General features: G+C 44.0%; 18 protein-coding genes and 3 tRNA genes. 14 read left to right on the top strand and 7 right to left on the bottom strand.

Features of this window, described 5'->3' with window-relative positions; genetic code table 11:
• Nucleotides 1-23: 23 nt before the first annotated feature.
• From ACVBIU_RS08635 to ACVBIU_RS08625, 3 genes are read right to left on the bottom strand one after another with little or no spacing between them, the layout of a single operon-like run.
• Nucleotides 24-1,952 (bottom strand): OmcA/MtrC family decaheme c-type cytochrome, encoded by a 1,929-nt coding sequence (locus tag ACVBIU_RS08635; protein WP_447163529.1) that lies wholly within the window; start codon nt 1,950-1,952, stop codon nt 24-26.
• Between the two features lie 34 nt (nt 1,953-1,986).
• On the bottom strand, nt 1,987-4,107 hold the full coding sequence (locus tag ACVBIU_RS08630) for an MtrB/PioB family decaheme-associated outer membrane protein (protein WP_447161583.1): 2,121 nt from the start codon (nt 4,105-4,107) through the stop codon (nt 1,987-1,989).
• Nucleotides 4,108-4,122: 15 nt separating this feature from the next.
• Nucleotides 4,123-5,082, bottom strand: a complete 960-nt coding sequence (locus ACVBIU_RS08625; RefSeq protein ID WP_447161584.1) for a DmsE family decaheme c-type cytochrome — start codon at nt 5,080-5,082, stop codon at nt 4,123-4,125.
• A gap of 446 nt (nt 5,083-5,528) precedes the next feature.
• On the opposite strand from ACVBIU_RS08625, the gene ACVBIU_RS08620 reads away from it, so the two are divergent.
• From ACVBIU_RS08620 to glnS, 3 genes are all read left to right on the top strand, one after another.
• Nucleotides 5,529-5,768, top strand: coding sequence for a FeoA family protein (locus tag ACVBIU_RS08620; protein WP_012155917.1), 240 nt, complete (start codon nt 5,529-5,531; stop codon nt 5,766-5,768).
• Nucleotides 5,761-8,055, top strand: a complete 2,295-nt coding sequence (gene feoB, locus ACVBIU_RS08615) for a Fe(2+) transporter permease subunit FeoB (protein WP_447161585.1) — start codon at nt 5,761-5,763, stop codon at nt 8,053-8,055. Before ACVBIU_RS08620 ends, feoB begins: the two co-directional genes overlap by 8 nt.
• Before the next feature lie 172 nt (nt 8,056-8,227).
• Entirely contained in the window at nt 8,228-9,898 is a 1,671-nt protein-coding gene (gene glnS, locus ACVBIU_RS08610) for a glutamine--tRNA ligase (RefSeq protein ID WP_447163528.1), read from the top strand.
• Between the two features lie 149 nt (nt 9,899-10,047).
• Here the strand turns inward: glnS and ACVBIU_RS08605 are convergent, their stop codons facing one another.
• On the bottom strand, nt 10,048-10,644 hold the full coding sequence (locus ACVBIU_RS08605) for a Yip1 family protein (RefSeq protein ID WP_447161587.1): 597 nt from the start codon (nt 10,642-10,644) through the stop codon (nt 10,048-10,050).
• 218 nt (nt 10,645-10,862) lie between these two features.
• Between ACVBIU_RS08605 and miaE the strand changes: the two genes are divergently transcribed.
• Nucleotides 10,863-11,645 (top strand): tRNA isopentenyl-2-thiomethyl-A-37 hydroxylase MiaE, encoded by a 783-nt coding sequence (miaE, locus tag ACVBIU_RS08600; RefSeq protein ID WP_447163592.1) that lies wholly within the window; start codon nt 10,863-10,865, stop codon nt 11,643-11,645.
• 59 nt (nt 11,646-11,704) lie between these two features.
• Here miaE and ACVBIU_RS08595 read toward each other — a convergent pair whose 3' ends face one another.
• Nucleotides 11,705-12,421 (bottom strand): UDP-2,3-diacylglucosamine diphosphatase, encoded by a 717-nt coding sequence (locus tag ACVBIU_RS08595; protein ID WP_447163527.1) that lies wholly within the window; start codon nt 12,419-12,421, stop codon nt 11,705-11,707.
• Nucleotides 12,422-12,431: 10 nt separating this feature from the next.
• Nucleotides 12,432-12,926 (bottom strand): peptidylprolyl isomerase, encoded by a 495-nt coding sequence (locus tag ACVBIU_RS08590; protein WP_447161589.1) that lies wholly within the window; start codon nt 12,924-12,926, stop codon nt 12,432-12,434.
• A gap of 308 nt (nt 12,927-13,234) precedes the next feature.
• Between ACVBIU_RS08590 and cysS the strand changes: the two genes are divergently transcribed.
• Entirely contained in the window at nt 13,235-14,614 is a 1,380-nt protein-coding gene (gene cysS / locus ACVBIU_RS08585; protein WP_447161590.1) for a cysteine--tRNA ligase, read from the top strand.
• A 257-nt stretch (nt 14,615-14,871) separates the two neighbouring features.
• Here the strand turns inward: cysS and folD are convergent, their stop codons facing one another.
• Nucleotides 14,872-15,726 (bottom strand): bifunctional methylenetetrahydrofolate dehydrogenase/methenyltetrahydrofolate cyclohydrolase FolD, encoded by an 855-nt coding sequence (gene folD / locus ACVBIU_RS08580; RefSeq protein ID WP_447161591.1) that lies wholly within the window; start codon nt 15,724-15,726, stop codon nt 14,872-14,874.
• 477 nt (nt 15,727-16,203) lie between these two features.
• On the opposite strand from folD, the gene ACVBIU_RS08575 reads away from it, so the two are divergent.
• The 9 genes from ACVBIU_RS08575 (at nt 16,204) to ACVBIU_RS08535 (ending at nt 25,242) form a co-directional block, all read left to right on the top strand.
• Nucleotides 16,204-16,280, top strand: a tRNA-Pro gene (locus ACVBIU_RS08575).
• A 63-nt stretch (nt 16,281-16,343) separates the two neighbouring features.
• Nucleotides 16,344-16,420 (top strand) — tRNA-Arg (locus ACVBIU_RS08570).
• Between the two features lie 8 nt (nt 16,421-16,428).
• A tRNA-His gene (locus ACVBIU_RS08565) sits at nt 16,429-16,504 on the top strand.
• 255 nt (nt 16,505-16,759) lie between these two features.
• Entirely contained in the window at nt 16,760-18,064 is a 1,305-nt protein-coding gene (gene tig / locus ACVBIU_RS08560; RefSeq protein ID WP_447161592.1) for a trigger factor, read from the top strand.
• Between the two features lie 89 nt (nt 18,065-18,153).
• A complete protein-coding gene (gene clpP / locus ACVBIU_RS08555; RefSeq protein WP_447161593.1) occupies nt 18,154-18,765 on the top strand; it encodes an ATP-dependent Clp endopeptidase proteolytic subunit ClpP in 612 nt (203 codons plus the stop codon).
• An 84-nt stretch (nt 18,766-18,849) separates the two neighbouring features.
• Nucleotides 18,850-20,127 (top strand): ATP-dependent protease ATP-binding subunit ClpX, encoded by a 1,278-nt coding sequence (gene clpX / locus ACVBIU_RS08550; protein ID WP_447161594.1) that lies wholly within the window; start codon nt 18,850-18,852, stop codon nt 20,125-20,127.
• Between the two features lie 148 nt (nt 20,128-20,275).
• Nucleotides 20,276-22,633 (top strand): endopeptidase La, encoded by a 2,358-nt coding sequence (gene lon, locus ACVBIU_RS08545; RefSeq protein WP_447163526.1) that lies wholly within the window; start codon nt 20,276-20,278, stop codon nt 22,631-22,633.
• Between the two features lie 256 nt (nt 22,634-22,889).
• Nucleotides 22,890-23,162 (top strand): HU family DNA-binding protein, encoded by a 273-nt coding sequence (locus tag ACVBIU_RS08540; protein WP_447161596.1) that lies wholly within the window; start codon nt 22,890-22,892, stop codon nt 23,160-23,162.
• Between the two features lie 214 nt (nt 23,163-23,376).
• Nucleotides 23,377-25,242 (top strand): SurA N-terminal domain-containing protein, encoded by a 1,866-nt coding sequence (locus ACVBIU_RS08535; protein WP_447161597.1) that lies wholly within the window; start codon nt 23,377-23,379, stop codon nt 25,240-25,242.
• Nucleotides 25,243-25,505 lie beyond the last annotated feature (263 nt).

Genomic DNA, 25,505 nt, shown 5'->3' with positions numbered 1-25,505 from the left:
ACCTCAGTTCTAGGCCTCTGCGCTTACTGTATTGGGTGAACCTTTAAGACATCGAACGCAGCCCCTTGACCGTGACATGTGGCGCAGCTTTCAGTGCCCGCCATAGCGTCAGCTTCGGTACCATTAAATACACCACCTTGTTGAGTCATATGTGATTTGGCCGTTTCACTTAAATGGCAATCACTACAAATGGCAGATGTTGCACTGGTAAAGGTTCCGTTATTAAAGGCCAAAGGTTGCACGGCTGTGTTTAGAGGCAGGGCGGCTGTTAATGTGCCGGCTTCATCAGTTGTATGGCATTGAGCACAATTGCCAATATTGCCTGGGTAGTTGATGTCAGGGTAACTTTCCCTGGAGCCTGCGTGCAGAGTATGAGCAAGATGCTTATAATCGGCCGTTGATGCACCAGGATTATCAGAGCCTGCGTCAGCTTGCATATTACGGTTATGGCAAACTTGGCACTGGCCTTCAAGATCGTTACGAGAGCCGTGATAGTTCAACTGTTGATCGCCATGACAACTGCCACATGTTTGGTTGGTGACGATGACTCTTCGACCGACCTCTGTAATGGTAGTGGCGCTAAAGAATTGATGGCTAGACTTTATCGTGGTGGTTGAGTCGGTATTGTCACAACTCGCTAACATAGTTGCATCGCTACATAACTTACCTTGAAGGGCGAGTGTGCCTTTATCTGTTGCTGGATCGGCGCTTAAGGTGAGCCCAGCAATTTGGTAATGGTAAATGCCGTTGCTGCCAGAGATAGGCTGTGCGTCTTGCAGCTTTATCGATTTAGCGCTGCGAGTCGTATAATCCACACTAATGCCCCAGTTGGCATAAACACGTAGATCATTTATAAAGTTAAGCTTATCGGCACTGTCTGCATAAACCTCATTCGTTGCTGGGTTCGATAGTCTTATCGAGAAGTTAACGGCATCGCCAACGAGCTCAGCGCTGACCACTTCGGCCTTAAACTGCCCAAGCACTGCGTCAGTATTCGCTTGGCTATGAGCATTCATCGTCCAGTCTGAGTTATGACACGCAACACAGTTGCTATTATCGACCTGAGTTGGATGACCTTGACCTGCTGGAAAATCGATATTGGTATGGCAGCTACCGCAAGCTTCCATTGTCGGTACGCGAGTCCAATTCATGTTTTGGGCGAGCGACTCATCGGGAGCGTGACAGGTTTGACAGTCAGCCAGAGACACTGGAAATCCAGCTAAGTGCTTAGTGTGGACCATAGGAGCAAATACATTACTAGGATTGCTGACTCTGTCAGTGTTATGACAGGTGACACAAGCTTGTATCTCGTTATAACTTCCTTTACCCGCGGGCCCGTGGAATGACAAATCATCATGACAGGTGTTACAGCTCTGCATGACGAGAATATCTCGGGTATATGCAGGCTCACTGCCCAGATTTTGCCAGTCTAAATATTGGTTGGTGATAGGTAAACTCGTGCCATCACTCAGTGAATCCCCGCCCACTTTGATAACCATCCTTTGGGTTGCTCCGGGGATGAATGAAAAGCCGTTATCGCGATCGCTCACATAATCAAAGGTATAGCTGTATTTTCCGTTTTTATGGTCGACAAACTCTCCAAGGCATTTAGAACCAGGGCAAGATTGCGACGTGATATATTGCCATTGGCTGGCATTACCGGCATTGGTATAGCCCATTGGTAATAGCTGAGCGGCAATATACGTAGCAGAGGGAACACCCACTACCGGTTCGTCGCTTTCATTGGTGATGCGATAGTTAACCGTTGCTACACCTGAGTCGAATAGCACTTCATTTACAGTGATATCCAGGCTGTTAATTTCACTTGCAGGTGGCCCTCCTGGTTCTCCTGGGTTACCCGGGGAACCATCGTCGCCACCGCAAGCCGTTAACATGGCAATTAGCGTTAGAGGAATACTTTTAGCTAGTAGTGATTGAGTGACTCGTTTCATATTGATGTCCTTGAATTCCTTTTAATTGACATGGCTATAGTTGGTAACTGAAAGTTAGGCCAACATAGTGAGCACTATAATTGTGGCTAAGGTCGCCGAACGTTAAGACGTTGGGAATTGAATCGACCGTTAACCCCTGGTTTAGCCAATCAGAATCTTTATAGTTTTCAAATATCCAATCAAAACGTAACGCCATTTGCTCGCCAAGCTGATACTTGGCAAAGGCATTGATGTTATGTTTCTTTGCAAAATAGTCACCGTAGGGAGAAGTGAGACCTTGGGTTATCTCAGTATCACTTTGACCATCGGAGTAGGTGTAAGCGACCCCTAAATCGAGCTTCTTATCTAATAGCTGAAGGTAGTCGAGACCTGCGCCGACTAAGGTAGACTCCTCGTCTGTATTGACGTACCAATTTGGCAGGCCAAAATTGCTACTACCGGCTTGATCGCTATCACGCCAATCTTGATTGAGGAAGGCATTGATGATGATATCGTCGCTTAATAGATAATTAGCAGAGACGTCATAACCTTGAGTATTGACCTTTGTTAAGCCAACTAATGTATCGTCGTAGTCGTCACTGGTGACATTAAGGTTTGCACTCGCAGAGAGGTTGGACTCTGAGCTATAGTTCACACTCAGCTGGTACTCTTGGCGCTCTCTATCGGCTAAATAGGATTTTCTAAGGTATGGGTTACTTGGGCTACCAGTGGTAGTGACTGCTTTATAAGTACTACCTGTACGGTCACTAAAGTCAGCTTTTAACCAGGTGCTCCAAGACGGTGTAATTTGATAGCTCACTCGAGCAAACAGTCCGTTTTGTTGCAATGAGTCCCTGTCTAAATCACTATAGTCGTTATGATCATATTGATAGCCTGCATCAAGATAGATAGTCCGAGTAAAGCGATATTTTGCACCTACCTTTGCTTGTTGCTTGGTTCTATCGTACTCAGGGTTGATTGCGTTACCGGCATAATAACTGTCGGTTATGACTTGAGGGTAGGGGTTAAGTGCCGTTTTGTTGTCTCTATCGGAATAGTCGTAGCTCGCCCTGATACTTAGCCCGCGCATGACACGACCTGTGTATTTGAGCTTCATATCTGTGGTATCAACTTTGCCGTCGAGGCTGGTTGTTGGCAAGGCGGGGCTTGGTCCATTGATTGTCGCAGGCAAGAAAGCTTCGTCTTGGGTAAAACTTGCAACACCTAAATGCATCAGTATTTGATGCCCGTTGCCGCCAAGTTGCGCATTGGCGCCAATACGATAGGCTTTATTATCGGGTGAAACAGCACTTTGGCCTGCGTAGGCGGCACCAAATGTAGGCGTAAAAGCATTTTGCCAATTGAGAGCGTTATGGTCGTTTTTATATTGACTAAAGCTTGAGTCAAGGCCAACGAGCCAGCCGTTACCATTAAAGTAAATTTTTGCACCTAGCTCACCAGTGCTGTCATCGATTGGTTGTGCGAGCATTGCACTATTGGTGAGAAAGTTTCCAGAGAAAGTCCGTTTTCCTTCTCGCTTATCATGTCGGTAATTGATGTCAGCTTGATAAAATGAGCTTTTGTATTGCGCATCGACCAAAAAACGTTCTCGTTGGATTTTTAATTCAACGTCAGTGACATCCTCGAGTAAGTTAGGCATTTGTGAGGTAACTGCGCCCGCTTGCCAGTTTGCTGGCAACAATAGATCGTCACCGCTATTGGTATAGGGGCTTAGGGCATAATTTGTGTCGTATAGGGCAAAACCTCGATAACCGAATGCCAGCTTATATTGCCCTGGACGTCCAGTTTCTAAGCGAGCACTGCCAGTGTCGTAACCCAGCTTGTCAGCAACAAAAGAAGTTTGGTAGCCAGACTCGGATTTGTTAGTTAAGTCTGCTTCTAGATGAGCTACTGCACCATCTTTATCTGTACCGGTCGTATTGCCAAAGTGAATATCTGACGCATCATTATAAGCAGCTCCTACGCCGACGCTGCCTTTAAAGCCAGATTCAACGTTACAGCGTTTGCACTCCCACTCAGCGGTGTTTGCTTGGTCTCTATTGACATTCTTTAAGCCATAGCCGTCTGCAAACACAGGGGAAATACTGGCACTGATGGCCAGCGCTAGTATTGATAGTTGCTGCGGCGTGTTGATATTTTTGTTTATTCCAAACATAACGGCCACTCCTTGTTAGCGCTGCAGTAATTTGCCAGACGGGTGATTTGAACCATGAACTTGTGAATGGCAGTTCATACAGCTTTGCCCAGCGTTAAACGCGTTAGGCTGACCACCAAAGACGGCATTCGATGTGTGACCTACCGATGCGTGACACTGCTGGCAAAGCATGGGAGGTTTTGTGGTTAACATGGCTTCATTGACACTGCCGTGAGGATTGTGGCAAGTCGCACAGTCATCAGTAACCGGGGCGTGCTCCCAAAGTTTGGGTCCACGTTTTTCTGCATGACACGAGTAACAATTTTCATTGACGCTCATCTGCTTTAGATTGGCGTCAGCTAAGCTTCCGTGAGGGTTATGGCAATCTGTACATACCATTTGTTGCCATTTTAATGGATGCGATGAGCGTTTATTCATGTCTGCTTTTTGCTGAGTATGGCAACTGGTACACACAGCCACTTCCGTGCTTCGCTGTGCAATTGGGTCTTGCCCTGTATGGACTAAGTGACAGTCGGCGCAGCTCACATCGGCATTGTCATGATGATTGCCTTGCCAAGCCATGAAGTTGTCATTGTTATGGCAACTCTGACAAACACTATTTTGCTTTTCAGCTGGGACGGGAGAATTTGAACCGAAGGTAATCATGGGCTCTTTACCACCACGATTATGTTTACCTTGGGGACCATGGCACGCTTCGCATTGAAGATCGGCCATTGGTGATCCTTGAACACTGCTGCCGTGGACACCGTCAAATAGCGCCATGACAGTTTCATTTTTCCGATGACACATCAAGCAGGAGTCAGCGCCTTTTGGGGAGTATTTCCCTTCAGCAAACTTTTTGTCGAGTATAGCTTCTACTTCTTGTGGATCTTGGTCGTCCCACGGAGCGGAGTAAACGCTTGTACTTAATGCCACTAAGGTTATTAACAGCAGACGCACCAAGGCGCTAGAGAACCATCCAGTGTTCTTGTTCATCATCTCATTCCCATTCGCCTTTAAAGCGATTATTTTTTGATAATTTAAAATTAGTAATTATGTAAATTACTAATGTTTAATTATAGGGTGAGTTTATTACAATCCCATAACAAAAATGTGTGTTTAATTTACTGGATAGACTGATTTATATAGAACTAAGTCGATAAGTGTGATGCCGATCACACTTGCCGTTTGTTGAATCAATGAACTGATATTTGTTAAATAATAACCATTCTTAATTAGTGTGGTGGTTCGGCAGGAAAATTTATCTCGGCGTAGGCATTTATTAGTTGAGATATTTGTCACATAATGGAGAACACAATTGAAAATTATTATCGTTTACAGTCCGAAATGTTGATCTAGGTAAAGTTATTACTCTTTTGTCTGCTTTAGAATCAGCATTAATTTCAAAGAGAGTCGAGGCCTGTAAATAGGTGGAATGCACAATGAAGTTAAGTGAATTGAATCCAGGCGATGTAGCCAGAATTTCTCAAGTGGGCCAGATAGATTTGCCCGCGGTAGTTAAACGCAAACTCCTTTCGATGGGGATCACCCCAAATACTCGATTCTCCTTGATCCGCAGAGCGCCGATGGGCTCGGGCGTAGAGTTAGATATCCGTGGCAGTAAATTATGTATGCGTCGCGATTTAGCAGATATTATTGAGGTTGAAAAAGCGAATGGCTAAACAATTTAACTGCGTAACTGTTGGTAACCCAAATGCGGGAAAATCCACACTGTTTAATGCATTAACGGGTTCTAACCAGCAAGTGGGTAATTGGTCGGGTGTGACGGTTGAGAAAAAAACTGGCCAGTTTGCACTGCAAGGCACCGATGTCTTCTTGACTGACTTACCCGGTATTTACGATCTGCTTCCAGCGGGTAATAGTTGTGATTGCTCGTTAGATGAGCAGATTGCACAGCAATACCTAGCTGAACAATCTATTGATGGCATTATCAACCTTGTTGATGCAACTAATATTGAACGCCATTTATACCTAACGGTACAGCTTCGTGAGCTAGGCATTCCGTTGGTCGTTGTGCTGAACAAGATTGATGCGGCGCTCGAACGTGGTATTAAGATTGACGTCGCTAAAATGAGCGAAGAGTTAGGTTGCCCTGTCGTCGCAGTGTGTTCTCGTGAAGAAAAAGATATTGAAAAGATAAAGCTGCAATTTGTTGCTTTACTCGACGGTAAGGTTTCTGAAGCGCCATTAGTGCTTAATTACGACGCAGAAATTGAAGCGGGCGTGACCAATTTATTGGCTCAAGATGACTCATTAAGTCGCGGTCGTGCTCTGGCTATGCTGGCTAATGGATTAGGCTGTGGTAAGTGTAAAAACAGTCAAATGGCGAGTGAAGTAGAGCAATACTCTCAGGCATTATCTAGCCAAGGGAAAGACATTGAGATCATGGTTGCGACAACGCGATTTGATTTCGTTGAGCGTGTATTTACCGGCTCAGTAGATAGCGATAATCGTGAAACATTCACCGATAAGTTAGATAAAATTGTACTGCACCCTGTAGCAGGTATTCCTGTTTTCTTATTTGTTATGTACTTAATGTTCATGTTCAGTATCAACGTGGGCAGCTCATTTATTGATTTCTTCGATATTACAGCAGGTGCGCTTTTTGTTGATCATTTAGGCGCATTCATGTCTAGCCTAGGCTCTCCGGCCTGGTTGGTCACCATTATCGCTGGTGGTGTGGGTCAAGGTATTCAAACTGTTGCGACCTTTATTCCGGTCATTGCAGCGTTATTTCTAGCGCTGTCAGTGCTTGAAGGTTCTGGCTATATGGCGCGTGCGGCATTTGTTGTTGATGGTTTAATGCGCCGTATTGGCCTTCCTGGACGTGCATTTGTGCCTATGATTGTTGGTTTTGGTTGTTCGGTACCTGCGATTATGGCAACCCGTACCCTAGGCAGTGAGCGTGAGCGTATCGTTACTGGTATGATGGCGCCATTTATGTCTTGTGGCGCAAGACTACCTGTTTACGCATTATTTGCAGCAGCCTTTTTCCCTGAATCGGGTCAGAATTTAGTTTTCTTGCTCTATATTATTGGTATCTTTGCTGCTATCGGTACTGGATTATTACTTCGCTCAACCTTACTTCCAGGTTCTAGCAGCGCAGTGGTTATGGAGCTACCTAGCTACGAGAAACCAAAGTTCAAGACCGTCATGGCGCGAACGGGTAAGCGTACCAAGAGCTTTATCATGGGCGCGGGTAAAACGATTGTGATTGTAGTGACTCTGCTTAACTTTGTTAATGCAATCGGTACTGATGGCTCATTTGGTCATGAAGATAGTTCAGAGTCAGTATTGAGTGTAGTGAGCCAAAAAGTAACCCCGTTATTTGCCCCTATGGGCGTTGAGCAAGATAACTGGCCAGCAACAGTAGGTATTATTACGGGGATTTTTGCAAAAGAAGCCGTAGTAGGTACTCTAAATAGCCTTTATTCAGATGCCGGTGCGGGTGATGAAGCTTTAGCGCCAATAAGCGACACGTTTAGTGAAGCGCTAGCAACAATCCCTGAGAATTTATTTGGTATTGCCCCTGATGATCCGTTATCGATTTCAGTGGGGGATGTGTCATCGGTAGAGGCTGCATCTGAAGAGCTTGAAGTGGATACGTCGACCTTTGGCGCACTGCAGGCTGGTTTCGCTGGGGTCACTGCTGCATTTGCTTACTTATTGTTTATCTTGTTATATACACCTTGCGTAGCAGCTATGGGCGCATTGGTGAACGAGTTTGGTAGCCGTTGGGCAAGATTTGCAGGGCTTTGGACATTTGCTTTAGCTTATGGTGTTGCTACCGTATTCTATCAAGGCGCAACGTTTGCACAACACCCATTGCAATCAAGCTTATGGATAGGATTTTTCGTAATAGCTTTAGTTGTCTTCTATCTCTGGCTAAAGAAAAAGGGTAAGAAAACACAGACCATTATCCCTGGCATTAAAGTGATTACTGAATAACGCGAATAGCGTATACTGTGATCAAATAATAAAAAGCAGCGATGATTCGCTGCTTTTTGCGCTATAAATATAGCCATTAGAGAGGTTTTTAAACCTCAGTCGTTGATCCTTTACAAGATCTGTAGGATTATGCATTTTTAGTCTTTAATCATCGTTCGCAAAGAGGAATTCCATGAGTCATGTGGACACTGAAGTACGTCCTAGTAACTTCATACGTAACATCATAGATGAAGATCTCGCTACTGGTAAGCACACGAGTGTTCAAACTCGTTTTCCACCAGAGCCAAACGGCTTTCTTCATATCGGCCACGCTAAGTCTATCTGCCTAAACTTTGGTATTGCACAAGACTATAAAGGTCAATGTAACTTACGTTTTGATGATACCAACCCTGAAAAAGAAGATATCGATTACGTTAATTCTATTCAGGCTGATGTGCAGTGGCTCGGTTTTCAGTGGGATGGTGATATTCGTTATTCATCAAACTATTTTGACCAATTACATCAGTACGCGGTTGAATTAATCACTAAAGGCTTAGCTTATGTGTGCTTCTTAAATGGTGAAGAGACTCGCGAATATCGCGGTACGCTTAAAGAGCCTGGTAAGAACAGCCCATACCGCGATACCTCAGTTGAAGAGAACTTGGCGTTATTTGAAAAAATGCGTTTAGGTGAGTTCAAAGAAGGCGAGTGTTCGCTTCGAGCTAAGATTGATATGGCATCACCATTTATGTGTATGCGTGATCCAATCATCTACCGTATTCGTTTTGCTCATCATCATCAGACGGGCGATAAGTGGTGCATTTACCCAATGTACGACTTTACTCACTGTATTTCTGATGCGATTGAAAACATTACCCACTCATTGTGTACGCTAGAATTCCAAGATAACCGTAGACTGTATGATTGGGTGCTAGATCAATTAGATGACTTCCAAGCGCCAAACAGAACACGTCAGTACGAGTTTTCAAGATTGAATCTTGAATACACATTAATGTCAAAGCGTAAGCTTAATGACTTAGTGGTACGCAACCTAGTAACAGGTTGGGACGATGCGCGTATGCCTACGATTGCGGGTTACCGCCGCCGTGGCTATACCGCTGCGTCTATTCGTGAATTCTGTAAGCGTATTGGTGTTACTAAGCAAGACAACATGGTCGAAGTTGCAATGCTTGATGCGTGTATTCGTGAAGAGCTTAACGAGTTCGCTCCTCGTGCAATGGCAGTGATTAACCCGGTGAAAGTGGTTATCGAAAACTACCCAGAAGGTCAGGTTGAGATCATTAACGCAGCAAATCATCCTAGCAAGGAAGAGATGGGTAAGCGCGAGCTATCTTTTGGCCGTGAACTGTTTATTGATGCAGATGATTTCCGCGAAGAAGCAAACAAGAAGTACAAGCGTTTAGTCCAAGGCAAAGAAGTACGTTTGCGTAATGCTTACGTGATCAAAGCTGAGCGTTGTGAGAAAGATGCTGATGGTAATATCACTACGATCTTCTGTACTTATGACGACGAGACTTTGGGTAAAAACCCAAGTGATGGTCGTAAAGTTAAAGGCGTTATTCACTGGGTTGAAGCAACGACTGCAAAACCTGCAGAGCTTCGCATGTATGAAAGATTGTTCAGCGACCCTAATCCAGCTGCTGCTGAGTCTGTTGACGAAGTGCTAAACCCGCACTCGTTAACAACTAAGCATGGTTTAGTAGAAGCTAGCCTTATCACTGCAGAAGCTGAAAAAGCTTATCAGTTTGAGCGTGAAGGTTACTTCTGCGCAGACAGTAAAGATTCTACAGAGGACGCGTTAGTGTTTAACTTAACCGTGCCACTAAGAGACTCTTTCGAGTAAGCCTAATCTAAGTACTTATTAACACTAAAAAAGCCGACATAATGTCGGCTTTTTTGTTGCTTGTGTTTTGGAGTTCGCTGGCTTACTTTGTGATATTGATTGGTATGAATACCTATCAATATAAAGAGTTGAAAGTAGTCAAAGTGAGCTTATTGATACATAGGGCCAAAACCGACACTCCAAAGAATGACGCTCGAAGCCATTAGCCCGACCAGCAAGACTAAGCCAGCAGTCACAACAGAGCTTGCGTAAATAAAGCCTTTTTCCTCTGGGATATTCATAATAATCGGTACACCGGTATAAAGCAGGTAAACCGAGTAAGCAAGGCCTGCAAGCCCGACAACCATGATAAACCACAGTGTAGGATAAAGCGCCGCTAAGCCCACCATAAACAGCGGTGTAGCAGTATAGGCTGCAAGCTCTAGTGCTTGGGTATAACTCGGTTTTGCATCGAAGGTTTTTGCCATCCAAAAAGCGAGGTAGGCGAGGGCAAACACTCCGGCGATTAGGCCAAAATACATTCCAGTAGACATGATCATAGCACTTTGCGCAGTTAGGAACTGACGGTCACCAACGCCTAAGTCCCAACCAATTTGAGATGTGCCGATAAAAGAACAGATAGCTGGAATAAGCGCAACAATGACGATATGGCTTAAGCTACTGCGCAGTGCTTCGTGGTTTTTTTCAATAGTGTGCCACTCTTCCTTTGGATGAGTGTATAGCCCCATTAAGTGATTCAATATCATTATAATTATCCTCGTTTAGCATTTAACTTTTATATTAAATTGGCTCGCCAAACTGCAGACGAACTTGTTACAGCTCTAAGGTTATTTATTGAACAAAATCTGCTAAGAGTCAAGCCTGTCAAATTAATCATAGGTGTTAAGCTAGGACTCTGCTGAAAATTGCTGATAAAATAGTGTCCTATTGACAAGGTCGAGATGGGACCAGGATGAACTTAGCCATGCAGCAGCTATTAGCGCCAATTTACAATTTTTTAAAATGCGAAACGCCAGATAGTTGGGTTGAAGAGGCAAAGAAACCTGAGCAATTAACAGGACTATTAATCGATCATTGTAACTGTGAGCTAAAGGCTGCGCAGACGGCTCTGTTTTTAGTCCGTAAATATGCCGTAGATAAACAAAGTGGCCAAGTGCTGCTTGACTGGGTAAAACCCTATGAAGAATTTGTTTATGATAAGGGCAGAAATACAGAATCTTTTTTGGCCAAAGACAGTAAAAAAAATGAGTTTTCAGCAGAGCTTATCGCTCGTGATGATTTCGAACACGGCAGGGATTTAATCAATAAGATGGTACGCTTGATCAAAGAAGAGTTTCATCACTTTGAGCAGGTACTGGTCATCATGCATAGTCGAGGTATTGAATACCAGAACATTCGCGCGGGGCGTTATGCCAAAGGCATGATGAAAGAGGTTAGAACTCATGATCCTGCCAAGCTTGTCGATAAATTAATTATTGGTGCATTTATTGAGGCACGTTCTTGTGAGCGTTTTGCTAAGTTGGCACCGCATTTAGATGAAGAGCTAAAGAAGTTTTATAATTCCTTGCTGCGCTCTGAAGCGCGTCATTATCAAGATTACCTGACATTGGCGCAGGCTATTTCAGCTACCGATATCAGTGATAGAGTAGCCCATTTTGCCGCAGTAGAAGCGGAGCTTATTTTATCTGATGATGAAGATTTTAAGTTCCATAGCGGGGCGCCGCTGGCAACAGTGACAAGCAATTAAATTGCTTGTCTTTACTTAGGCTGTCATTAAAGGGGAATCCTAAAGAGGCAAGCAGTAAACTACTTGCCGAAAGGAAGTTCTATCAGTTCAACACAGTCTTTACTAACACTTAGCATGCTGCCTTGATCATACCAATCCCCAACAACAATACGGCGTTTACCATTGTTAAGTTGATGAATTGCGGGTCTATGAGTATGACCGTGGAGCATCTGCTTGGTTTTCGTCTCATCGAGTAGCTCAAGCACAGCCTCAGGTTCAACATCCATAATGCTATAACTTTTTTGTTGATTACTGCTCTGACTTTTTGCTCGTAGTTTACTGGCAATACCAAGTCGTTTAGATTGCGGTAAATGCGCATAAAGCCACTTGGCCCAGCTCATATTTCGAAATTTTCTAAAACGCTGGTAAGGTTTATCTAAGGTGCAGAGGCTATCGCCATGCAAAATCACTGTAGCTACCCCATATAAATCTAAAGTATAGACTTCAGGTAACAGTGTCATACCGCTACGTGTAGCAAATGCATTGCCAATTAGGAAATCCCGATTGCCATGAATAAAGTAAATAGGCAGTTTTTTTGAGGCTTGTTTTATTGCATCAGCAAGTTGGTTAGCAAAAGGTTCAGCGATGTCGTCACCAACCCATACTTCGAAGAGATCACCAAGGATGTATAATGCATCAGTGTCGTGAAGTTGAGTATCGAGAAACGTAAGAAAAGCTTGGGTGATATCGGGGCGATCGGCACTTAGGTGCAAATCGCCCACAAATAGAGTTCGCATCGAGGCAATGTTACTCTTCGATGGTTACTTTTTCGATGATAACAGCTTCAAGAGGAACATCTTGATGCATGCCACGGTTACCAGTGCTAACGGCTTTAATCTTGTTAACAACATCCATGCCTTCAACTACTTCACCAAATACACAATAACCCCAGCCTTGAGCTGACTCAGACTTAAAGTCTAGGAAAGTGTTGTCGCCAACGTTGATGAAAAACTGTGCAGTTGCTGAGTGTGGATCAGAAGTACGAGCCATTGCGATAGTACCGATTTTGTTCGATAAACCGTTATTTGCTTCGTTTGCGATTGTTTCGTTAGGGCGTTTTTGGCCCATATCTTCAGTAAAACCGCCACCTTGGACCATGAAACCGTCGATTACACGGTGAAAAACAGTGCCATCGTAGAAACCTTCTTTAGCATAGTTTAAGAAATTAGCGGCAGTATTCGGCGCTTTTTCAGTATTCAAAGCTATTTTGATTTCGCCATGGTTTGTATGAAGTGTGATCATATTTAAACTCTCGTCATTTAACACGCTGTAATAATGGTTGGATTCTAACGTAATTGCGTAAAACCATAAAGCATTGTGTGTTTGGCTAATTAAATTAAGCACCATTTATGCGATATTGGAATCGAAAGTGCACCACAGCATTGTTGTAACGCTTGTGAATCATCGGGATAAGATCGCAAACTTGCTTAGTTGCGGTATATCTGCTCAATTTTGCGGGCTTGGTGTACGAAAACAGCTTGGAACAGCGACTTTTGCAGTGGTAGACTGAACAACTAATTTCTAAATATAGCCGTTGAAGAGAATAATCAATGTTGAAGCTTTACAATAGTCTTACCCGCCAAAAAGAGCAGTTTGTGCCAATACAGCCAGGAAAGGTTGGCATGTATGTGTGTGGGGTGACCATCTATGATTTATGTCATATTGGCCATGGGCGTACATTTGTATCTTTCGACATGATTGTTAGATACCTAAGATACAGCGGATATGACGTTAATTTTCAACGTAATATTACCGACGTTGATGACAAAATTATTAAGCGCGCGAATGAAAATCATGAAAGTTGTGATTCGTTAACTGAGCGTCTAATTGCTGAAATGCATAAAGATTTTGATGCCTTGAACATGGCTCGTCCAGATAATGAACCTCGTGCCACACAGCATATACCTGAAATCATCGATATGGTCGAAAGACTCATAGAACGTGATCACGCCTATGTTGCTTCAAGTGGGGATGTGCTATTTAGCGTGTCATCATTCCCTGAATATGGTCGTTTATCTGGGCAGAACCTTGAGCAACTGCAAGCGGGTGCTCGTGTCGAGATTGAAGACACTAAGCGCGATCCAATGGATTTCGTATTGTGGAAAATGTCAAAACCAGGCGAGCCGACTTGGGATTCTCCATGGGGACCTGGTCGTCCAGGTTGGCATATCGAATGTTCAGCAATGAATAGCAAGCATTTAGGGATCCATTTCGACATCCATGGCGGCGGTAGCGATCTTCAGTTCCCACATCATGAAAATGAAATCGCTCAGTCTTGCTGTGCTCATGATACGCCATATGTAAACTATTGGATGCATACTGGTATGGTGATGGTAGATAAAGAGAAGATGTCAAAGTCTTTGAATAACTTCTTCACTATCCGTGATGTGCTGGGTCACTACGACGCTGCAACGGTTCGTTACTTCTTGTTATCTGGTCATTATCGCAGCCAGCTAAACTACTCAGAAGATAACCTTAAGCAAGCTAAATCAGCATTAGAGCGCATTTATACTGCACTTAAAGATTTAGACCTAACGGTTGAAGCCGCACCTGCTGAAGACTTCGTTAACAAGTTTAAGTCGGCGATGGATGATGATTTTAATACGCCTGAAGCTTATTCGGTATTGTTTGATATGGTGCGTGAGATCAATCGTTTAAAAGCAACTGACATGGCAAAAGCCTCAGCATTAGGTGTCGCACTTAAAGAGCTGGCGGATGTACTAGGCATTTTAGGTCAAGATGTTGATACCTTCTTTAAAGGAGAGGGGACTGATGACGAAGTGGCAGAAATTGAAGCCTTAATTGTTGAGCGTAACCGTGCTCGTGCAGAAAAAGACTGGCCTGCAGCCGATGTTGCACGTGACGGGCTTAATGCATTAGGTGTGATTTTAGAAGATGGTCCAGAAGGCACCACCTGGCGTAAGAAGTAATTCTTAACCACTGATTGCTCTGATGTAAGACATCAAAAAAGCCTGCTTAATGCAGGCTTTTCTTTTTGAGTAACTAGGTCTGGAACACTTATGCCACACCCCATGGATGGAAAGGTGTGGTATCTCTTTTTTGAGTAACTAGGTCTGGAATATTTATACCACCACACATGGATAGATGGAATATCATGGAAATAGCTTTTCCGTCTTGGCTGTTAGCTGCTTTTCCTAGGACCTTGTTTTAAAACTAGAACCTTCTGTTAATCGTGATACTGCTCGCAAGCATATAGCGTGTTTTCAAGTAGGCTTGCGATCGTCATCGGACCTACACCGCCAGGTACTGGCGTGATAAAACTTGCACGCTCGGCAGCTTCATCAAACTGTACGTCACCTACAAGCTGACCGCTTTCCAAACGGTTAATACCTACATCGATAACGATTGCGCCGGGCTTTATCCAATCGCCAGGAATAAACCCAGGTTTACCCACTGCTACAATGACTAAATCGGCTTGTCTTACTTTATCTTCAAGGTTACGGGTAAAACGATGGCATGTTGTGGTCGTGCAGCCTGCTAATAGCAGCTCCAGTGACATTGGGCGGCCAACGATGTTAGATGCGCCGACGACAACAGCATCTAAACCAAAGGTATCAATACCTGTCGATTGGATCAGTGTCATTATCCCCATGGGAGTGCATGAGCGAAGTACTGGGATCCGCTGAGCTAAACGACCAACGTTATAGGGGTGGAAGCCATCTACATCTTTGTCTGGGCGAATACGCTCAATAACTTTCGATTCTTCGATATGCTCTGGAAGAGGTAGCTGAACTAAGATCCCATCTATGCTTGGATCGTCGTTACATTCATCAATGAGTGACAATAAGGCGTCTTCTGATGTGCTGCAGTCTAGATCGTAAGAACGAGATATAAAACCGACTTCTTCACAGGCTCTGCGCTTGCTGCCGACATAAACTTGCGATGCAGGATCTGCTCCAACAAGAATTACGGCTAAACCTGGGGCTCTTTGACCAGCCTCTTTACGGGCGGTGACTTTATCTTTGAGCTGTGTTCGAATGGTTTGCGCAATCGCTTTACCATCGATGTTTTGGGCTGTCATTGGGGTTGGTGTCCTTTATACGACGCGATAATGGAAAACGGCTGCATTTTAACAGGACAGACCAAGGGTGTCATTGATTTAGACTGTTAACAAACAATTCTAATATACGGATAATAACTTTCTGTATGGAACAAGGTTAGCTTAGTCATTTGGTTGCAGTATTAAGCTTTAGGCAATTGATTGCAGTATTAACTGTATTGAAGTTTGGTTTTAAATACCAGTTATGTCACTTTAGTTAGTCATTAGCAGCAAATCACTCTGCGTAGTCTTAATTTTGGCCACAATGGTCAAAGCTGCACCCGTTAGTGTGTTAAATAGCCATGTGAGTGTATTTTTTAAAAAAGTCATTGACGACTTTTAGGTGCGGGGGTACTATGCGCTCCGTTCTCAACGAGCAGCAAGTTGTTGTCCTTGAGAGCCAGAAACAGTAAAGGGTGTCCCAGCGTGAAAACGTACTTTACATTAGGTTTCAAATTTCGGTGATTAGCGCAGCCCGGTAGCGCATCTGGTTTGGGACCAGAGGGTCAGAGGTTCGAATCCTCTATCACCGACCACATTTAAACTAGCGTAACACGTTAGTTGCCCAGTTCAGGAAATGGAATTTATTTCATTACCGAGCGCCCGTAGCTCAGTTGGATAGAGCACCCGCCTTCTAAGCGGGTGGCCGCAGGTTCGAATCCTGCCGGGCGTACCATTTTTGTGGTGATTGTAGCTCAGTTGGTAGAGTCCCGGATTGTGATTCCGGTTGTCGTGGGTTCGAACCCCATCAGTCACCCCACTCATTCTGCAAAGAAGTTAAGAAAGCGACCTCAGGTCGCTTTTTTTACACCTGTAAATCACGCTTTGAGGCTCGACTCTGGCGCATTCCATAGCTATAATGTCGCGTCTTGATAATTATCAACTAAAAGATACCTGTGCCGATCTTCAGTAATTATGGGCATTTTGGTGAAATTTACGGATCAAGAAACGAATACCTGAATAGTTGATTTTTCGACTATTGCAAAGGACGATAGACATATTTCGAGGTAAAAAAATGCAAGTTTCTGTTGAAGCCACACAAGGCCTAGAGCGTCGCCTAACAATTTCTGTACCTGCTGAGCAGATCGAGAACACTGTTAAAGAAGCATTAAAAAGCGAAGCTAAGCGTGCCCGTATCCCAGGTTTCCGTCCAGGAAAAGTACCTGTAAGCGTTATTAATAAGCGTTATGGTAATGCAATTCGTCAAGATATCACTGGTGAAGTGATGCAGCGTAACTTCGTTGAAGCAATCATTGCTGAGAAGTTAAACCCAGCAGGCGCACCAACGTTAACTCCTGGTTCAACTGAAGGCGAAAACTTTGAGTTTGTTGCTACTTTTGAAATCTACCCAGAAGTAGAGCTAAAAGGTCTAGAGTCAATCACTGTTGAGCAGCCTACTGCTGAAGTAACAGAAGCTGACGTTGACGCTATGATTGAAACGCTACGTAACCAACACGCTACTTTTGAAGTAGCAGACCGCGCAGCGGCTGAAGGCGACAAAGCTAAAATCAACTTTGTTGGTTCAATCGACGGTGAAGAGTTTGAAGGCGGCAAAGCTGACGATTTCGAACTACAACTAGGCAGCGGCCGTATGATCCCAGGTTTCGAGTCTGGTGTTGAAGGTCACAAAGCAGGTGAAGAGTTCAATATCGAAGTGACTTTCCCTGAAGATTACCACGCAGAAAACTTGAAGGGTAAAGTAGCAACTTTCGCTATTACTCTGAACGAAGTTCAAGCGGCTAACCTTCCTGAAGTTAACGATGAGTTTGCTACATTATTCGGTATCACTGAAGGTGGCATCGATGCTCTTCGCGCTGAAATCAGCAAAAACATGAGCCGTGAGCTTGAGCAAGCGCTTAAAGCGAATGTTAAAGAGCAAGTGCTTAATGGTCTAGTTGAGCAAAACGACATCGAATTGCCAACAGCACTAATCGACGGCGAAGTTGAAGTATTGCGCAAGCAAGCTATGCAACGTTTCGGCGACCAAGCTGCAAACATGCCTGAGCTACCAGCTGATCTATTCACTGAGCAAGCTGCACGTCGCGTTAAAGTAGGTCTACTACTTGGCGAAGTGATCAAGACTAACGAGCTTAAAGCTGAAGATGAGCGTGTTCAAGGTTTGATCGCTTCTATGGCTTCTGCATACGAAGATCCAAGTGAAGTTGTAGCATACTACAATGGTAACGAAGAACTTATGCAGAACATGCGTAACGTTGCTCTAGAAGAGCAAGCGGTTGAAGCTTTGTTAAAAACTGCAACTTTGACTGAAAAAGCAGTCAAATTTGAAGAATTTATGAACAAGGCTACAGGTCGCGCGTAACCATCGCTTGACTTAAATGGCTATTAGCCATTTATAATGGCTCGTATGAGGTTCCTCATGCGGGCCATTTTTATTTAGGGAAGTTAATCATGCACAAAGCGCCAGAATCAGTACTTAACGCACTCGTTCCTATGGTTGTCGAACAGACAGCTAAGGGTGAACGTTCATATGATATCTATTCTCGCCTTTTAAAAGAGCGAGTGATCTTTCTCGTTGGCCAAGTTGAAGAACATATGGCTAACCTTATCGTTGCTCAGTTACTGTTTTTGGAATCAGAGAGCCCAGATAAGGATATCTATCTATACATTAACTCACCAGGTGGCAGCGTGACTGCGGGTATGGCTATTTATGACACTATGCAGTTTATTAAGCCAAATGTGAGCACAGTGTGTATTGGTCAAGCGGCGAGCATGGGCGCATTTTTATTAGCAGGCGGTGCAGAAGGCAAGCGCCATTGCTTACCAAATTCAAGAGTAATGATCCATCAGCCATTAGGTGGCTTCCAAGGTCAGGCATCAGATATTGCTATTCATGCTCAAGAGATCCTGGGCATTAAGAACAAGCTTAACTCTATGTTAGCTGAGCATACTGGCCAGCCTCTTGAAGTGATTGAACGTGATACAGACCGTGATAACTTCATGAGCGCAGCTGAAGCTGCTGAATACGGATTGGTCGATTCAGTGATAGCAAAACGAGGCTGATTTTTACTCTCCTCTGAGCTATGCTCAAATATGAAGTAATGAAAAGATTTAGGCAGTAGGATTACTGCAAACAGAGGTAAAGTAATGGGTGAAGACAAAGGTAACGGTGACGGCGGAAAACTGCTGTACTGCTCTTTTTGTGGTAAGAGCCAGCATGAAGTAAGAAAACTCATCGCTGGGCCTTCTGTATATGTTTGCGACGAGTGTGTTGAACTCTGCAATGACATTATTAGAGAAGAGATTAAAGAGATCTCACCAAAGCAAGATCAAGACAAGTTGCCTACGCCTCATGAGCTAAGAGCGCATTTGGATGATTATGTAATCGGTCAAGATAAAGCGAAGAAGGTGCTTGCAGTCGCAGTGTATAATCACTACAAGCGTCTTAAAAATGCGAGCCCTAAAGATGGCGTAGAACTTGGCAAGAGTAACATCTTGCTAATTGGTCCAACCGGTAGCGGTAAAACCTTGTTAGCCGAAACGTTGGCACGTGTTCTTGATGTACCATTTACGATGGCAGATGCGACAACGCTAACTGAAGCGGGTTACGTAGGTGAAGATGTCGAGAACATCATTCAGAAGCTACTGCAAAAGTGCGACTACGACGTTGAAAAAGCGCAACGTGGTATTGTCTACATCGACGAGATTGATAAAATCAGTCGCAAGTCTGACAACCCATCAATTACGCGTGACGTATCGGGTGAGGGGGTGCAGCAAGCACTACTTAAGCTGATCGAAGGTACTGTTGCAGCAGTACCACCACAAGGTGGTCGTAAGCATCCACAGCAAGAGTTTTTACAGGTTGATACCTCTAAGATCTTGTTTATTTGTGGCGGTGCGTTCGCAGGTCTGGAAAAAGTCATCGAACAGCGTGCTCATGTCGGTACTGGTATTGGTTTTGGCGCCAAAGTAAAAGGTGAAGCTGATAAGAAGACTATCTCGGATTCACTGTTAGAAGTGGAACCAGAAGACTTAGTTAAGTTCGGCTTGATCCCAGAGTTTATCGGTCGCCTACCTGTACTTGCGACACTGTCTGAGCTTGACGATGAAGCGTTAATCCAAATTCTGTCAGAGCCAAAGAATGCGATCACTAAACAGTTTGCTGCATTATTTGAGATGGAAAATGTAGAGCTTGAGTTTAGAGAAGATGCGTTAAAGGCGATTGCCCTTAAAGCGCAAACTCGTAAGACCGGTGCTCGTGGTCTTCGCTCAATCGTTGAAGGGATCCTACTTGATATTATGTATGATCTTCCATCGACAGATGATGTTGTTAAAGTGGTTATCGATGAATCAGTGGTTAAAGGTGAATCAACACCTATACTGATTTACGCTAACAACGAAGCGCAAGCTGCAACAGCTGAATAAAATTTCACCTATAGTTTGATGGTGAGTTGAAAAGGAGCCAAATTGGCTCCTTTTTTGTACACTTCTTTAAATAATTTTTTTTCGCCATTGAATCCTATCCAATCATCCCAATATACTCATTAGTAATCATAAAAAACGGAATCGAGCTATGACCCTAGAGCGTGATGCGCGAATCGAACTACCCGTACTACCACTAAGAGATGTGGTGGTTTATCCCCACATGGTAATTCCGTTATTCGTCGGTCGAGAGAAATCTATTCGTTGCTTAGAAAAAGCAATGGAGCAAGATAAGCAAATCATTTTAGTCGCTCAGCGAGATGCAGAGTTAGACGATCCAACTAGCGATGATATTTTTGACGTTGGTACAGTCGCGTCGATTTTACAGTTACTTAAGTTGCCAGATGGCACGGTAAAAGTATTGGTTGAAGGCGGGCAGCGTGCACGCATCGACAACTACTCTGAGCAAGATGAGATTTTTCAAGCGACTGCTCACTACCTTGAGTCAGAACCTCTGTCTGAAAAAGAAGAGGAAGTGCTTATTCGTACAGCTGTTGGGCAATTTGAAGGTTACATCAAACTCAATAAGAAGATCCCACCAGAGGTATTGACCTCGTTGTCAGGGATCGATGAAGCTGCACGACTTGCTGATACCATGGCTGCCCATATGCCACTTAAGCTTGAAGACAAACAGTCTGTGCTTGAAATGGTTAATGTTAGCGAGCGTATCGAATATTTGATGGCGATGATGGAAGCTGAAATTGACCTGTTACAGGTTGAGAAACGCATTCGTAGCCGTGTGAAAAAGCAGATGGAGAAGAGTCAGCGCGAGTACTATTTGAATGAGCAAATGAAAGCGATTCAAAAAGAGCTGGGTGATATTGACGAATCTCATGATGAATTTGAAAGTTTAGCGAAAAAGATTGAAGAGGCGCAAATGCCTACAGAGGCAAAAGAAAAAGCCTCTGCTGAACTGAATAAATTAAAAATGATGTCACCCATGTCTGCTGAAGCAACTGTGGTGAGAAGTTATGTTGAATGGATGGTCTCAGTGCCTTGGCATAAGCGATCAAAAATTAAACGTGACTTGGCTAAAGCACAAGATGTATTAGATACAGACCACTTTGGTCTTGAAAAAGTCAAAGAACGCATTCTTGAGTATCTAGCGGTTCAAAGCCGAGTAAAGCAGCTTAAAGGCCCGATTCTTTGTTTAGTTGGGCCACCAGGTGTAGGTAAAACCTCTCTGGGTCAGTCAATTGCTAAAGCAACCGGTCGTAAGTATGTACGTGTTGCCTTAGGCGGCGTGCGTGACGAGGCCGAGATCCGTGGTCATCGTCGTACTTATATTGGTTCAATGCCAGGTAAGGTTATTCAGAAAATGGCTAAAGTGGGCGTTAAAAACCCACTGTTCTTGCTCGATGAAATCGACAAGATGAGCAGTGATATGCGCGGTGACCCGGCTTCTGCATTGCTTGAAGTGTTAGATCCAGAGCAAAACTCAACGTTTAGTGATCACTATATGGAAGTCGATTATGACTTATCTGATGTGATGTTCGTGGCTACATCTAACTCGATGAATATTCCTGGTCCATTATTAGATCGTATGGAAGTGATTCGTTTGTCGGGCTACACCGAAGATGAAAAGCTCAATATTGCTAAGCAACACTTGCTGCCGAAGCAGATTGAGCGTAACGGCCTAAAAGCGAAAGAAGTGACAGTAGATGACAGTGCTATTATCGGCATTATTCGTTACTACACTCGTGAAGCGGGCGTACGTGCATTAGAGCGCGAATTATCAAAAATTTGCCGTAAAGTGGTTAAACAGATTTTGCTGGATAAGAGCATTAAGCACGTTGAAGTTAACCAAGATAACCTTAAGTCATTCCTGGGTGTACAGCGTTGTGACTACGGTAAAGCAGAGTCTAATAACCAGATTGGTCAAGTTACTGGCTTGGCATGGACTGAAGTCGGTGGCGACTTGCTAACGATTGAAGCCACTTCAGTGCCCGGTAAAGGCAAGCTGACTTATACCGGTTCACTTGGCGATGTAATGCAAGAGTCGATTCAAGCGGCAATGACAGTTGTTCGTGCGCGTGCAGAGCAGCTAGGCATTAACCCTGACTTTTACGAAAAGCGTGATATTCACGTGCACGTACCAGAAGGTGCGACACCAAAAGATGGTCCATCGGCTGGCGCAGCAATGTGTACAGCACTGGTATCGAGCTTAACAGGTAACCCTGTGCGTGCTGATGTAGCAATGACAGGTGAGATTACTCTTCGCGGTGAAGTATTACCTATCGGCGGGTTGAAAGAAAAACTACTGGCTGCCCATCGTGGTGGAACGAAAGTTGTTCTTATTCCAAAAGAAAATGAGCGTGATTTGGAAGAAATTCCTCAAAACGTTATTGCCGATCTGAAAATTTACCCGGTGAAATGGGTTGATGAGGTACTTAAGTTGGCGTTAGAGCGACCAGTTGAAGGCTTCGAAGTCGTAGAAAACGTGGACTAACGCAATAAATTGCAGGAATGCTTTAAAAAAACAGTAAAAAGGGCTTACCTAGCTATCAAGCTGTGGTAGCCTAAGTCTGTGGAGAGTCAGTCGCTCCAGCCCTTGGAGTGACTGGTTTTGAGTAGTATCCTAATTTATTTATTTGGTTTTCCTATAAGGCTTGAACTTTGGTTCTAAGCTTGTTATAAAAAGCCTCCGCAGACCGCTCTAGACAAGAATTTGGGTGCGGCGCACAAATTACATTCAAGGGGATGACATGAACAAATCTGAACTAATCGAGAAAATCGCTTCTGGTGCTGACATTTCTAAAGCGGCAGCTGGCCGTGCATTAGACTCTTTCATCGGCGCTATTACTGACGGCCTTAAAGAAGGCGATAAGATTGCTCTTGTTGGTTTCGGTACTTTCGAAGTGCGTCAACGTGCAGAGCGTACTGGTCGTAACCCACAAACGGGTGCTGAGATCAAAATCGCTGCAGCAAATATTCCAGCGTTCAAAGCTGGTAAAGCTCTAAAAGACGCTGTTAACTAATAAAGTTAGCAATGCAGCCTTTGTAAGGCTTTTGAAGAAAGCACTGATTGTCAGTGCTTTTTACAAATAGAAAGGGCACAAGTTAAGTATCACCTTAATTTTGCCAGCAGGAGTCTGAAGGTTTTTTATTTTCTCCTCCTTTAAATTACAAAAAGGCGCATCCAAACAGTGATGCGCCTTTTTATTTTATTAATCGCAACAAGCGAGAAGTCTGATGTTAGAAAAGATTCGCGAAGGCTCACAGGGTGTCATTGCTAAAAGCATATTAGTCCTAGTGATACTTTCATTTGCATTTACAGGTGTAAGTAGTTATTTGGGTTCTTCAACTGAGGTTGCAGCTGCTACCGTAAATGGTGAAGAGATCAGCAACTCAGCTTTAGAACAAGCATATCAAAACGAACGTAGTCGTTTGGAGCAACAGTTAGGCGACATGTTTGCCACCTTGTCTGCTGATGACAACTATATGCAAAGTGTTAAGCAAAGTGTGTTGGAGCGTTTAGTGGCTGAGAAGCTGCTGGATCAAAACGCAGCAGAGTTAGGATTGCGCGTATCTGATGCACAGGTTATCGCTGCTATCAAGGCTGAGCCAGCATTCCAAACTGATGGCCACTTTGATAATGACCGTTATCAAGCTATTTTGCGTCAGCTAGGCTACCAAGCCAACTCTTTTCGCGACATGATGCGTACTGATATGACTCGCCGCCAACTTGTTGCGACGTTAATAGGCTCTGAATTTGTTTTACCTGGTGAAGCTAAGTATTTAGCTGATCTTCAAGGTCAAACTCGTGACATTGATTACAAAGTTATCGATGCAACACCGTTCCTTGCTGATATCAGTGTGACCGATGAGCAGATCAAGACATATTACGATTCAAACCTTGGCCAATTTATTCGCCCAGAAGTTGTGAGTCTTGATTACATTGAACTTGATGCAAAAGACTTAGCTAGCGATGTAACTGTAACAGATGCTGACGCACAAGCTTACTACGACGAACACCAAGCTCAGTATACTCAAGCAGAGAAGCGTTTAGCTGCGCATATTTTAGTGCAGTTAGGTGATGATGATTCTGCAGCGAAAGCTAAAGCAGAAGCAATCTATAAGCAGCTTCAAGACGGTGCGGATTTTGCAGAAATAGCCAAGACTGAATCTGAAGATACCTTTAGCGGTGAGCAAGGCGGTCAACTAGATTGGTTTGAAGCGGGCGTAATGGAGCCTGAATTTGACCAAGCGCTATTTGCACTTAATAAAGGTGAATACTCAAATGTTGTGAAAACAAACTTTGGTTACCACATTATTAAGGCGCTTGATATTCAGCCTGGCGCTCAAGCACCATTTGCTGATGTTAAAGAGAAAATTATTGCTCAGCTGCAAGATAAGCAAGCGGTAGATAAGTTCTACGAGCTACAGCAAGTATTGGCTGATAGCAGTTACGAAGTACCTGATACGCTGGTTGAAGCGGCGAAGGATCTTGGTGTTGAAGTTCAAACCACCGCTGAGTTTACTCGTTCTAATCCGCCAGAACTATTTAGCAAGCCAGAGTTGCTCAATGAAGCATTCTCTTCGAATGTGCTACTCGATGGTATGAACAGTGATGTATTAGAAGTTGAGCCGAACCATGTTGTGGTTATTCGCGTCAATACCCATAAAGCGGCAGGCACAATGGATTTAGCTGATGTGCGTAATGCAATTGCTAACCGCTTAAAGCAAGAGCAAGCTAATGAAGCTGCACGCAAGCAAGCACAAGAGCTGATGACTGCTGTGGAAGCGTCTGGTGTACCTGCTGATTTTGTTGTTCAAGATAAGCTTGCACGCTTTGCTCAAGATGTAGATGGCGCGATTGTGAATAAAGCTTTTGCAATGGCACAGCCAACAGATAAGCCATCTGTTGATACTGTAGCGCTAGCAAACGGTTATGCAGTTGTTGTGTTGAAGCAAGTGAATGCGGCTGAAGGCGTTGATGCGTCTTTGCTTGATGCACTGAAGCAACGTTTGAGCTCTCAGTACAGTGAAAATGATTACCGCGCTGTGATTGCAACGCTAAAAGCTAAGGGTGAGGTTTTATACCCTGTTGCTGAATAAGAATTGCTGAATATGCGCTACTAATAAATAGCAGTGCGCCTCATAGAGGCATTAAAAAAACCGGCTGAGGCCGGTTTTTTTATGGGCTGAATAAACTGCCACACTATGAAGCGCTCCGCTTTCACGGAGATCACGAAGGAGAGCAAAAAAGCAAAGCTATTATCTTATAGTTAATCTTGCTGATGCATTTCTTCGTGTAGCGCAGCGCTCAGTGTCCTTCGTGGTGTATCGCATTGGCTTTTACTTTAGAGCTTATTTACCAC

The organism is Shewanella sp. 30m-14, from assembly GCF_052977125.1.
The sequence above is the reverse complement of the archived record's forward strand: the minus strand, read 5'-3'. Positions and strand labels throughout refer to the sequence as shown.